The organism is Leucobacter salsicius M1-8 (genome assembly GCF_000350525.1).
GTDB classification, from domain to species: domain Bacteria; phylum Actinomycetota; class Actinomycetes; order Actinomycetales; family Microbacteriaceae; genus Leucobacter; species Leucobacter salsicius.
Map to the genome: position 1 here is coordinate 242,148 of NZ_AOCN01000015.1, position 12,012 is coordinate 254,159.

Genomic DNA, 12,012 nt, shown 5'->3' on the forward strand with positions numbered 1-12,012 from the left:
GAGGGCTGTCAGCGCTCACACCCCTCCATGCGAGTAACATGGGGGTATGGTGCGATTCGCAATTATCGGGATCGTCATCGCCGTGGCATTTTCGCTTTATGCGCTCGTCGACGCGGCGATGACTGACCACAACCGTGCCCGTGGAGTGGCGAAGCCAGTGTGGGTCGTGCTCATCGTCGTGCTCCCGGTGCTCGGAGGAATCCTCTGGTTTGTGATCGGCAAGGGTGACGGTTCCGAGGTGCGCCGCAACGCCCCCGATGACGACCCCCGCTTCACCGGTACGAAGCTATCGAGCAGCGAGCTCAACACTCACATGGCAGATCTCGAGAAGCGTCTGCGTGAACTCGATGACGAGGTATTTCCCGGTGAGGGAAACGAAGGCAACGAGCCGAACGGCGGCAACCCCGGCGACTCGGGTACTCCCGAAACCCCGGGCGACTCGCGCACTGACGACCCGAAGGGCACTCGCCCCGACGGGGACGCCAAGCTGTGACCGCGCCTGCCGCCTCTTCGATCTTCGCGGTTGAGTTTCTTGCAGAGCTCGTGCGTCGCGGGGTGCAAGACGTCGTCGTCTGCCCCGGATCGCGCTCGCAGGCGCTCGCGCTTGCCGCTGCCGCGGCGGAGCAGGCGGGAGCAATCAGGCTGCACGTGCGCGTGGACGAGCGCTCCGCCGGATTCTTCGCGCTCGGCGTTGCACGTGAAACGGGGCTGCCCGCGCCGGTTGTTGTGACGAGCGGAAGCGCCGTCGCCCACCTACTGCCCGCTGCCCTCGAGGCACATGAGTCGCGCGTGCCAATGATGTTCTTGACGGCCGACCGGCCAGCAGACATGCGCGGAATTCGCGCCAACCAGACCACGGACCAGGCCCACATGCTCGGCCAGGCCGCACGTCTCTCGCTCGACATTCCGCCGCCGGAATATGCCTCCAACGGTGACCTGGTACGCACGGATGGCCGCGATCCGGCGACGCTGGCGCCGCTCGCTTTTGCCGCCTCGCTCGGCATGCCGGGCCGGGCGCCCGCTGGCCCTGTGCAGCTCAACCTCGCGTTTACGGAGCCGCTGTCGGGAACCCGTGGTTTCGACGCGATGATCGCGCAGGGTTTCGTGGCTGCGGCTGCAGAGGGCCAGATCGCCCGAGAGCAGCGCAAGGCGGCACTAGAGCAGGCCCCCGGTGATGCGCCCGAAGGAACATACGTGCATGAGGGGGACGCCCTCGCCGTGGTGATCGCGGGCGCCGAAGCTGGACCCGAGGCCGAGGAATTCGCGCATGCCGCCGGACTGCCGCTGCTCGCCGAAGCAGTGAGCGGATCCCGATACGGGCGCGAAGCTATTGCGGGGTATGCAACCCTGATAGACGATCCCAGCGTTGGCGCGCTCATCGAGCAGGCCATCGTGTTTGGACACCCCACGCTGACGCGACAGATTCCAGCGCTGCTCAAGCGCGATGACGTTGAGGTCATAGTGGTCGATCCTCACACGGGCACAGATCACTACGACCCCTCACGAGATGCACGCGTCGTGCGTGCGGCACGCGTGGGCGCAGGTCACGAGCCGCGCGCGCTGCGTGGCTGGCTCGGCGCTTGGCTCAAGGCTGATCGAGAGCTGCAGCGCGAGCGCACGACGGTTCACGAACGAGACATCGAGGCCGCATTCGCGACGGGCTATAAGGAGCGCAGCTCGTACGCCCGCGCCGAGGTGGCGGTCATGCGCGAGCCGGTCACCCGCGAGATGCTCGCCGAGAGTGTCTGGCGGGCAAGCTGGCCGCATGATCGCCTGGTTGTGGCCGCATCGAGCCTGGTGAGAGTGCTCGACCGTCAAGGCCAGCCTCGAAAAGTCAACGTGCACGCGAACCGCGGGCTCGCGGGCATTGATGGCACCGTCGCGACCGCGCGCGGCGTCGCTGCGGCTAGCCAGCTCGCGGCGGATCCACGGCTCGCGGCGGGGACCACACGCGTGCTGATTGGGGATCTCGCTCTTCTGCATGACGCCGGATCGCTGATGCTCACCGACGGTGAGCCCCGCCCCCGCCTGCAGCTGTTTGTGGCGAACGACGGCGGTGGCTCGATCTTCGATGGTCTGGAAGTCGCAGAATCCACGAACGAGGCAAACTTTGTTCGTGTCATGTCGACGCCGCAGCAGCTGTCGCTCGAACAGCTGGCGCAGGCCTATGGCTGGGATTATTTGCGGGTTGAGACCCGGGGTGAGCTCGATGAGCTCCTCACCGCGCAGGTGACGGGGCCGACCCTCATCGAGATTCCTATCGCGCGCTGACCTCGTCGCCGATAGGCTGATCCCGCTAACAGGGAGGTCGCAATGACGCACGCACTCGAACAGGAAATCGGCGGTCGAACATCGACCGACAGGTTTTGGCAGCACGATGTCGCTGACCTATTGCGCGTGGGACCGGGGTTCGACCTGAGAGATATCGACCCCTCCGCTACCCTCGGCACGGCCGGCACCAAAGGCGAGGGCCAATCGGAGCTAGATCGCGCCACCCAACATATGCGGGAGCTGCAAGAACAACTCTACGCGTTGAGTTGGACGGGCTCGCGAGACCGCGTGCTCGTGGTGCTGCAGGCGATGGATGCCGCTGGCAAGGGCGGGCTTGTCAACCATGTCTTCGGCGGGCTCGAGCCCTACGGACTCGAACTCACCGCGTTTAAGGCGCCAACGGCCCAGGAACGCGCGCACGACTTTCTGTGGCGAGTGGAGCCTCACGTCCCCGCGCCAGGCAGCATCGGCCTGTTCGACCGCTCGCACTACGAGGATGTGCTCGTGCAGCGCGTGCACCAGCTTGCGCCGCCCGAGGAGATCGAGCGCCGGTACGGCGCAATCAATGATTTCGAGCACCGGATCACGGACGACGGCGTGCGGATCGTGAAAATCATGCTGCATATCTCGCCCGATGAGCAGTACCGTCGGCTTGCGGCCCGGCTGGATACCCCGCACAAGCTGTGGAAGTACAGCCCGAGTGACACCAGCGAGCGGTCGCGATGGAGCGACTATATGGAAGCGTTTCAGATCGCGATCGACCGCACGAACACGCCCCACGCACCCTGGCACGTCGTGCCGGCCAACGAGAAGTGGTACGCCCGGGTTGCGGTGCAGCGCATCGTCTTGATGGAGCTAGAAAAGCTCAATCTCCACTGGCCAGCCGCCGAGTACGACGTGAGTGAAGAAATTTCGCGGCTCAATGCGACGCGCGAGCTGCGCTGGCCCTAGCGCGGCTGCGTCAGGCTACTTGGCGAACGCCTCCGTGACGGGGCGAAACTTCGACACCGTTTCGCGCAGCTCACCCGAGGGATCAGACCCTGCGACGATGCCGCCGCCGGCGCTCGCGACCACGGCACGAGCGCCGGTGGTGGGGTCGACGTCCGCGAGCTGCGCGCAGCGCAGGGCGATCGCCCACTCGCCGTCCCCCGCATGGTCGATCCAACCCACCGCACCCGAGTAACGGCCACGGTCGAACGGTTCGAGCTCGTCAATGGCATCAATGGCGTCGCGGGTGGGGGTGCCAGCGACCGCCGCCGTCGGATGCAGCGCATCCACCAGGCTGAGCGATGATCCGGCTTCCCCGAGGGTTGCTCCCAGATCGGTCGCCAGATGCCATACATTGGGCAGCTCGAGTGCGAACGGCTCCTCGTTCGTGCGTAGGTCCGTGACGTGCGGCGCGAGCGCGGTCACGACACTTTGCACTGCGAACGCGTGTTCGTGCTGCTCTTTCGCGCTCGTGAGGAGTTCGTCGCGTGCGCGGTCGTCGCGTGCCGTGCTCTCCGTATGCCGCCCGCGCGTACCCGCGAGTACGCGCGCTGACACGCTACCGCCCGTCGAACGGACGAGTGTCTCGGGGCTCGCACCAATGAGGCCGTCTACCGCGAAGGTCCAGCAGTCCAGATACCGCTCTGCTAGCCGCGCAATCGGGGTGCGCACGTCGGCGCCGGCCGCGAGCGACCCGTGCACCTGGCGCGCGATGACGATCTTCTCGAGCTCGCCGCGCGCGATGCGCGCATCGGCCTCGGCCACGCTCGCGAGATAGGCCTGCACGCTCGGCGCAGTCTGCGAGGTCAGATCGGCAAATTCGACGCCCGGCCAGTCCCCGGTCTCAACGGCCTCGGGCAATTCAGGGGTGGGCTGCTCGGCTGCGGGCTGATCCGGATCAGCGCCCGCCGCCGCATTGGCCTGCTCGTGCGCGAGCTCGCGTACGGTCGTTACCCACCACACGTCGCGATGCTGCGCCACCAGGGTGCGCGGCACGATGAGAGTGCTCTCGGTGGCGCTGCCGTCGGCAAACGCGAAGGCGCCAAAAGCGACGAGCCCCGAACCGGGTACGGCGACGGGGTCATCGATGATGGCGGCATCGGTGACGCGACGCCAGGTCTCGGCCGCGTCGCGAAACCGGTTCGGGCCGCGAAAGGTGAGGCGCAGCGCCTCGCCGATTCCGACGGCACCACGGTCGCCACGCAGCCAGGCGAGGGGCGCGGTGGGGTCGGCGAGTGGCAGCAGATCGACGCCGCTAGCAAGAGGACGTGTCACCGCGTGAAGACGGGGTGTGCTGGGTGTTGACACCCCTCTAATCTACCCGTGCGGCCTGGGCACAAGGTGGCGGCCAGCTCGCGCGCGGAAACACGGGATAGCATGGAGCACGTGACTCGCCCAGACACCACGACAAAGCACGCCGACGAAGTTTCGGCCATGTTCGACGAGGTTTCCCCTCGATACGACCTGATCAACGACGTGCTGACGGTGGGTAACGACCGCCTCTGGCGCATCGCCACCACGAAGGCGATAGGCCCCCGCAAGGGCATGCGCATTCTGGATCTCGCAGCCGGCACCGGCACTTCTTCGGCCGCACTCGCGGCTCACGGCGCGCACGTCGTCGCCGCTGACTTCTCGGAGGGGATGCTCGCCGAGGGGCGCAAGCGCCACGCGGGCAACGACCTCATTGAGTTCGTGTGGGCCGACGCGACGCAGCTGCCGTTTGACGACGACACGTTTGACGCCGCAACGATTTCGTACGGTCTGCGCAACGTGAATGATCCGCGCAAGGCGATCGCCGAGATGCGACGGGTCGTGAAGCCCGGTGGTCGCGTGGTGATTGCGGAGTTCTCGACGCCTCCCGCCACTGCCGTGCGTGCACCCTACGCCTGGTACGGCAAGCACGTGCTGCCACGCATCGCGGGCGTGATCAACCGGGAAGCCGCGGGTGCATACAAGTACCTCAATGAGTCGATCGAAGCGTGGCCGGCACAGGACGAGCTCGCCTCGTGGCTGCGCGAAGCGGGTCTCGAGCGGGTTGCCTATCGCAACCTCACTTTTGGCATTGTGGCGCTGCACCGCGGTTTCGTGCCGAAGGCTGAAGTGAAGCCCTCGGAGCCCGCACTGGCCGTCAAGCCCGCCGAGACGCCTGCGAATAAACCTGCCGCCGTGAAGAAGCCCGCTGCGGCCAAGAAGCCTGCCGCCGCGAAGAAGCCTGCGGCAGCGAAGCCTACTGCGGCGAAGCCCGCAGCGAATAAGAAGCCCGCTGCCGCGGCCAAGCCTGCAGCAACCAAGTCAGCCGCGAAGCCAGCGGCCAAGCCCTCGAACGCCGGAGACGCCAAGTGATTCGACCTAGTGCCGCCGATACCGCTACTCAGGCGCTGCCTATGCGGCTCTTCCAGGGGGCGCAGGACCGCCGCCACGCGAAGGCGTTGCAGGAGCAGCTCGAGCTCATTGAGGCCGAGCTGATGACGCACCTCGACTTTGCGTCGCCGGTGGCCGATGCGCCAGCACGCTACCTCATGGAGGCCGGCGGCAAGCGCATTCGCCCCATGCTGACTTTGCTCACGAGCGAGCTGGGCGAAGGTCCGAACGAGCTGGTGCGCCGCGCCGCGCAGGCCGTCGAGATGACCCACCTGGCCTCGCTGTACCACGACGATGTCATGGACGACGCGAAGCTGCGGCGCGGTGTACCCGCCACGCAGACCGTGTGGTCGAACTCCGTCGCGATCCTCGCGGGAGACCTGCTGTTTGCTCGCGCCTCGACGCTGGTTTCGGGCATGGGGGAGGAAGCGATTCTGCTGCAGGCGCGCACCTTCGAACGGCTGTGCCTGGGCCAGCTGCACGAGACGGTCGGCCCGCAGCCCGATGAGGCCCCGATCCCGCACTACATTCAGGTGCTCGCCGATAAGACCGGTGCCCTGATCGCGACGGCCGCCCGTATGGGCGTCATGTTCAGCAGTGCTCCCGCCGAATACGCTGACGCCGTGATGGAGTACGGCGAGCGCATCGGCGTCGCCTTCCAGCTCGTCGACGACGTCATCGACCTGTCTCCCAAGAAGGAGCAGACCGGCAAGCGTGCGGGCACCGACCTGCGCGCGGGCGTCGCGACGCTGCCGCTATTGCTGCTGCGCGAGCGGGCAGCTGCAGGCAACGCCGCTGATGCCGAACTGCTGGCACGCATCGACGCTGGCGTCGCCGCCATCGCCGACGGTGCGGACCCGTCGGTGCTCGACCCCGAGGTCACCGCACTGCGTGAGCACGAAGTCACCCGGGAGACCGAGGAAACTGCACGGCGCTGGGCCACTGACGCGGTCGCGGCACTCGACGTGCTGCCCAAGTCTTCGGTTAAGCGTGCGCTCGAGCGCATGGCCGATTCGATCGTCAACCGCGAGGGCTAATTTCCTCAGTAGGCCACGGGGCTGTGCCCCACTAACTTATTCCGTTTCGGGAATGGAAGGAACTGACTGAAACGATGGAAACTATGCGACTGGCAATTGTTGGAGCTGGCCCGGCGGGCATTTATGCCGCTGACCTGCTGCAGAAGGCGGAGCGCGACTTCGAGGTTGAGATTGACCTCTTCGAGCAGCTTCCCGCACCGTATGGCCTCGTGCGCTACGGCGTCTCACCCGACCACCCGCGCATCAAGGGCATCATCAACGCCCTGCGCGACGTGCTCGACAGCGGCAGCGTGCGCTACTTCGGCAACGTGCGATACGGGCAAGACATCACTCTCGACGACCTGAAGCAGCACTACAACGCGGTGATCTTCTCGACCGGGGCGATCCGTGATGCCTCGCTCACGATCCCGGGTGTGGACGCCGAGGGTTCGTACGGTGCTGCAGATTTCGTGAGCTGGTTCGACGGCCACCCCGACGTACCCCGCACCTGGCCGCTCGAGGCACAGTCGGTAGGAGTGATCGGCAACGGCAACGTCGCGCTCGATGTGTCGCGCATGCTGATCAAGCACGCTGACGATTTGCTGCCCACCGAGATTCCGCAAAACGTCTACGACGGGCTCAAAAGCAGCCCGATCGAAGAGCTGCACCTCTTCGGCCGCCGCGGCCCCAAGTACGTCAAGTTCACGCCGCTCGAGCTGCGCGAGCTCGGTGAGCTGCGAGACGTCGACATGGTGATCGACGAGAGCGACTTCGACCGCGAAGACCCCTACGCTGACGAGGTGCTCGCGAAGAACAAGCAGGTGCTCGTGATGACGCGCATCATGGACAAGTGGCGCAAGGATCAGCAGGAGCGCGAGGCGGCAGGCGAGAGCGCGTCGCGCAAGCTGCACCTGCACTTCTGGTCAAAGCCCGTTGAGGTCGTGACCGAAGATGGCCGCGTGACCGGCCTCAAGATCGAGCGCACCGCCCCGAACGGCGAGGGCGGCGTCATCGACACCGGCGAGTTCGAGATCATCCCGATGCAGTCGCTGTACCGCGCAATCGGATACTTCGGCTCACCGGTCGACGAAATCCCCTTCGACGAGAACCGCGGCGTGATCCCCAACGATCAGGGTCGGGTCAAGAACCTCGAGGGCAAGCAGATTCCCGGCGTCTACGCCACAGGCTGGATCAAGCGCGGCCCCATCGGCCTCATTGGACATACGAAGTCCGATGCCATGGAGACGCTCGAGACGCTCATGGCCGACCGCGACACGTGGTGGACCCCCGAGTATCCCGAGACCGAGGCTATCCCTGCGCTGCTCACCGAGCGCAACGTGCCCTACACGGATCTGGAGGGCTGGCGCCGCCTCGATGAGCACGAGCTCGCCCTCGGTGAGGCCGAGGGCCGCCTGCGCATCAAGGTTGTGCCCCGCGACGAGATGACGCGCATCTCGCGCGGCGAATAACTCGACTAGAGGTGCTCGGCGACTGCGTTGAGCACCTCACTCGTACCACCCTCGATGCGCAACGCGATTGAGTCGCGCTCGTCCACCTGCGTGGGGCCGCGGTTGATCACCACAACGGGAATGCCGCGCCGCTCGGCCCGGTGCACGAGTCGTATGCCGGTGTTGACCGTGAGCGAGGTGCCGGCCAAGATCAGCGAGCCCGCATGCTCGACGAGCGAGGCCGCCGCCTGGAAAACGGGCCGCGGCACCATTTCGCCAAAGTACACGACGTCGGGGCGAAGAATGCCGCCGCACTCGGGGCAGTCGGGCACGATGACTCCTGCAATATCTCCGACCGCGGCATCGCCGTCGGGCGCGATCGCGGCGCCAGCGTTGGCCTCGGCATATCCGGGATTGAGCCGGTCGAAGTCGGCCAAAACCATGGCGCGGTCATAGGCACGATTGCAGCGGATGCATCTGGAGACGTTGCCGCGCCCGTGGAGCTCGACGACGGTGCGCGATCCGGCAGCGCGATGTAGGCCGTCAACATTCTGTGTCGCAACGCCCGTGACATGCCCGCCCATCTCGAGCCTCGCGAGCGCGAGATGCCCCGCATTGGGGGCGAGTGCGGCCATGCGGTCGGTGCCGACGCGCGCCCCGGCCCAGAACCGGCGCCGGTACGCAATGTCGTTCATGAACTGGCCGATGCTCATGGGCGTGCGGGGCGGAGTGCCCGCGCCGCGATAGTCGGGAATACCCGAGTCCGTCGACAGCCCGGCGCCGGTCAGCACCGCCGCAGGATGGTGTGAGAGCAGGGTGGCGAGGCGTTCGATGGTGTTGGAATCAACGGACACGGTGGCCTCCACATCGTGGCTCACGCGGAATGCTGCGGGCCTATGGTGTCTGAGCGCAGCTGGAGCCACACTGCCAGCATCATATCGGGGTCGCCAAGCGGGAGATCGTGATCGTGTTCGATCTTGCGAAGCCGATATCGAATTGTGTTTTCGTGCACGCCGAGAGCCCTGGCGGTACCGGCGATGTTGCCAAAATGAGCGAACCAGGTAGCGATCGTTTCGGCGAATTCTGGAGCATCCCGTACTAAACCCGCGACGTGGGGGTGGCGCAGCTCAGGTGCGTTTGCGAACATGTGCCCCGCCTGCTCGAACACGAGCCTGGGCCGCAGCTCGTCAACCGTCGCAATGCGGGTCGCATCGGCATCTTGCGATGAATTGGGGTCGCCCGCGGCGAGGGCGAGCAGGCGATCGCCCAGTTCGCGAAGCGCGGCGACCGCGCTGGCCCGATGAGCGACACCGGGAAGTGCCACCACGGTGCCGGACCCGATCAGTCGATCGACGATGGGAAGCAGCGGCTCGACGAGGTCGGCGAGCGGCCGAGTGGGGTCATGCGTGACGAGCGCGTAGACGCCAGCACCTCTGGTGACCGTGACGACCTCAGAATGGTGCAGTGATAGGTGGCGCTGCACTGTCGATCGCAGCTGTGAGAGCGCGGTGCTGTGTTCGTCACTGCCGGGGGCAAACGCGAGGAGTGCCGCGCCACGCTCTTCAGCGATGCCGAGCTCAGCGAGTTCGGACCCAGCGACCTGATGCCCATCGAGCAGGGTGCGGCAGCGTGCCTCACGCGGAATCTGTGTAGCCCTACGCACCTGAATGTTGTCAAGCATGTGAGCAGCGGCAACGGTAGCCGAGCTGAGCATGAGCTCGTGCTGGGCTTCCGAGAGGCCCGGCTGGCCAGACGCGTCAATGGCCCAGATGGTGCCGAGTGGCAGGGTGCCCGCGCGCACCGCGATGGCCACGCGTGGTTCCTCGTCGCCGAGGCGGGGATACTTGATTGGTGCGGTCGCTCGGAGCACAGTGCGGTACTGATCGTCATTGAACGGTGAATCGGGTACCCGGCGGGTGAGGATTCCCTGGGTGCGTAGCGGGTCAATGAGCTGCCCGGGCACCGAGGAATAGGCGATGATGCGTCGGCCGAGGTCTTCGATGGCAACCGAGCCGCCAAACGAGCTCGCCATTTCGTTCGCCAGGGCAAAGAGGGGTTCGGTGCCACGGTCTCGATGTGCGTCCTCACTGTGCCGACGCTCACCGAAGGTGTGCGTGAGGAGCGCATCAAAATAACGCCAGCCCACTCGGTCGGCGACTCGCAAAAACAACACACTGTATTTGTCGGCCATCGCCGTGACCTGTCCGATTGCCTCGTCACTAAATTTGATGGCGACGGCGGGGGCGCCAATGGCGGAGGCATCCATTGCTAACCGCTCGAGTGTGGCCGGGCTGGGGTCCCCTACAGAAGGCACAAGTAGCAGGATGTCTTGGTCGTCGAGTTGAGGATCAAACGGATCGTAGAACTCTGCTCCCTGCACCGTGCGGGCGAGCTCAACGGGCCCGATCCTGGCACTGACGTTTTCGCCGATAGTGGTGAGGAGCTCGCTGAGACGCACGGACTCGAGCGCCGGCTCACTGTGCGGTTCGCCATCGGATCGCTCGAATCTCGTTGTGGAAACACCATCGTTCATGCGCTCAAGTTATCTGAAAACTACAAAAAATGCGAGTGACCTGCGACGTATGGTTGTGACGCAACGACGCGATAGGAGACGCCATGCAGATGACTGATGCACTCAACCAGATTGCCCCCGAGGGCACCCGACTTGGAGAATTCTGGGATGTGCTCCCCGAGGAATCGGGTGCAACGCCTGAGGGTGTCCTCGCTATCGGCGGTGTCGATGTGGCCAAGCTGGCTGAAACCTATGGCACCCCGCTGCACATCGTGGATGAAGTCGGGCTGCGTCGCCAGATCAGGCGCTTCATCGACGGGTTGCGTGAGCGTTGGCCCAACTCAGAGGTGCTGTTCGCTTCGAAGTCGCTGCCGATCGTAGGCATGTACCGGCTGGCGCAAGAAGAGGGTCTTTCGGTGGACATCGCCGGTGGGGGTGAGCTCAAGCTGGCCCTGGCCGGGGGAGTAGACCCGGCTCGGCTGCATTTCCACGGAAACGCGAAAACCGATGCAGAGCTGCAGATGGCGCTCGAAGCCGGCATCGGCACGATCATCGTCGACAACGAAGACGAGATCGCTCGCCTCGAGCGGTTGATCAGCCGCCCGCAGAAGGTATTGCTGCGCGTGATCCCCGGCGTTGATGCCGAGACGCACGCGTCGCAGGCCACAGGGGGCAGCGACTCGAAGTTCGGGCTGCCGATGGACCAGGCCGCTCGCGCTATCGAGCGCATGCGTGCCCACCCACTCATCGACTTCGAGGGTGTACACCTGCACATCGGGTCACAGATTCTTAACACGCGCCAGTTCGCACAGGCCGTTGAAAACATCTCATCGGTGGGCACATTTGCGACCTACGACGTGGGCGGCGGCCTCGGGGTGAAGTACACCTATGAGGAGGACGCCCCGAGCGTCGAGGCGTACCTCGATTCAATCGTGGAGTCTGCGCGTGCTCACCTGCCGGCCGAATCCAAGATCATGATCGAACCAGGCCGGTCGATCGTCGCCCGTGCCGGGGTCACGCTGTACCGAGTCGTTTCGGTCAAGCGCACGGGCAAGGTCTTCGTCGCCATCGACGGTGGGCTCGCCGACCAGATGGATATCGCCCTCACCGACCAGCGGTACGAAGCGATCATCGCAGACCGTCTCCACGAGCCCTGGACCGAATCGGTGCAGCTCGTCGGCCGCCAGTGCGAGTCGGGCGACCTGCTCGTTGACGGCGCTGCGGTCCCCGAACCTCACGTGGGCGACCTCGTCGTGATGCCCGTCACCGGCGCCTACGCCTACACAATGTCGAACAACTACAACGGTGCGCTGAAGCCGGCCATCGTGTTCGTAGCAGACGGGGAGGCCCGCCTTGTGGCCCGCCGCGAAACCTACGACGACCTCCTCGCCGTGCACGCACCGGCGATGTACTAAAC

Annotated in this window: 10 protein-coding genes; 7 read left to right on the forward strand and 3 right to left on the reverse strand. The window is 65.5% G+C overall.

Going from position 1 to position 12,012, the window contains the following annotated elements:
* Window positions 1–46 precede the first annotated feature (46 nt).
* From C795_RS0106265 to C795_RS0106275, 3 genes are read left to right on the forward strand one after another with little or no spacing between them, the layout of a single operon-like run.
* Window positions 47–493: a PLDc N-terminal domain-containing protein gene (locus C795_RS0106265; RefSeq protein ID WP_017792903.1), complete on the forward strand. Its 447-nt coding sequence runs from the start codon at window positions 47–49 to the stop codon at window positions 491–493.
* Complete coding sequence (menD, locus tag C795_RS0106270; RefSeq protein WP_017792904.1) at window positions 490–2,271, forward strand: 2-succinyl-5-enolpyruvyl-6-hydroxy-3-cyclohexene-1-carboxylic-acid synthase; 1,782 nt, start codon at window positions 490–492, stop codon at window positions 2,269–2,271. The genes C795_RS0106265 and menD overlap by 4 nt, the downstream gene beginning before the upstream one ends.
* Window positions 2,272–2,313: 42 nt before the next feature.
* Entirely contained in the window at window positions 2,314–3,222 is a 909-nt protein-coding gene (locus tag C795_RS0106275) for a PPK2 family polyphosphate kinase (protein ID WP_017792905.1), read from the forward strand.
* A gap of 15 nt (window positions 3,223–3,237) precedes the next feature.
* On the opposite strand, the gene C795_RS0106280 is transcribed toward C795_RS0106275, so the two are convergent.
* The gene (locus C795_RS0106280) at window positions 3,238–4,533 is read right to left on the reverse strand and encodes an isochorismate synthase (protein WP_017792906.1); all 1,296 of its coding nucleotides are present in this window, start codon (window positions 4,531–4,533) and stop codon (window positions 3,238–3,240) included.
* Window positions 4,534–4,635: 102 nt separating this feature from the next.
* Here C795_RS0106280 and C795_RS0106285 point away from each other — a divergent pair, with 102 nt between their 5' ends.
* The 3 genes from C795_RS0106285 (at window position 4,636) to C795_RS0106295 (ending at window position 8,104) form a co-directional block, all read left to right on the forward strand.
* Complete coding sequence (locus tag C795_RS0106285) at window positions 4,636–5,601, forward strand: class I SAM-dependent methyltransferase (RefSeq protein WP_017792907.1); 966 nt, start codon at window positions 4,636–4,638, stop codon at window positions 5,599–5,601.
* A 41-nt stretch (window positions 5,602–5,642) separates the two neighbouring features.
* Entirely contained in the window at window positions 5,643–6,656 is a 1,014-nt protein-coding gene (locus C795_RS0106290; RefSeq protein WP_017792908.1) for a polyprenyl synthetase family protein, read from the forward strand.
* Window positions 6,657–6,730: 74 nt separating this feature from the next.
* Complete coding sequence (locus C795_RS0106295) at window positions 6,731–8,104, forward strand: FAD-dependent oxidoreductase (protein ID WP_026139497.1); 1,374 nt, start codon at window positions 6,731–6,733, stop codon at window positions 8,102–8,104.
* Between the two features lie 5 nt (window positions 8,105–8,109).
* Here C795_RS0106295 and C795_RS0106300 read toward each other — a convergent pair whose 3' ends face one another.
* Together C795_RS0106300 and C795_RS0106305 are read right to left on the reverse strand one after the other, a co-directional pair.
* On the reverse strand, window positions 8,110–8,937 hold the full coding sequence (locus C795_RS0106300) for a Sir2 family NAD-dependent protein deacetylase (RefSeq protein ID WP_232225448.1): 828 nt from the start codon (window positions 8,935–8,937) through the stop codon (window positions 8,110–8,112).
* A gap of 20 nt (window positions 8,938–8,957) precedes the next feature.
* A complete protein-coding gene (locus C795_RS0106305; RefSeq protein ID WP_017792911.1) occupies window positions 8,958–10,616 on the reverse strand; it encodes a PucR family transcriptional regulator in 1,659 nt (552 codons plus the stop codon).
* 83 nt (window positions 10,617–10,699) lie between these two features.
* Here C795_RS0106305 and lysA point away from each other — a divergent pair, with 83 nt between their 5' ends.
* Entirely contained in the window at window positions 10,700–12,010 is a 1,311-nt protein-coding gene (gene lysA / locus C795_RS0106310; RefSeq protein WP_017792912.1) for a diaminopimelate decarboxylase, read from the forward strand.
* Window positions 12,011–12,012 lie beyond the last annotated feature (2 nt).

Excerpts from the sequence above, each read along its gene's own strand:
- C795_RS0106265 (WP_017792903.1), top strand. The coding sequence starts at position 47 with ATGGTGCGATTCGCAATTATCGGGATCGTCATCGCCGTGGCATTTTCG.
- C795_RS0106275 (WP_017792905.1), top strand. The coding sequence starts at position 2,314 with ATGACGCACGCACTCGAACAGGAAATCGGCGGTCGAACATCGACCGAC.
- C795_RS0106285 (WP_017792907.1), top strand. The coding sequence starts at position 4,636 with ATGGAGCACGTGACTCGCCCAGACACCACGACAAAGCACGCCGACGAA.
- C795_RS0106290 (WP_017792908.1), top strand. The coding sequence starts at position 5,643 with ATGCGGCTCTTCCAGGGGGCGCAGGACCGCCGCCACGCGAAGGCGTTG.
- C795_RS0106295 (WP_026139497.1), top strand. The coding sequence starts at position 6,731 with ATGGAAACTATGCGACTGGCAATTGTTGGAGCTGGCCCGGCGGGCATT.
- C795_RS0106305 (WP_017792911.1), bottom strand. The coding sequence starts at position 10,616 with ATGAACGATGGTGTTTCCACAACGAGATTCGAGCGATCCGATGGCGAA.
- lysA (WP_017792912.1), top strand. The coding sequence starts at position 10,700 with ATGCAGATGACTGATGCACTCAACCAGATTGCCCCCGAGGGCACCCGA.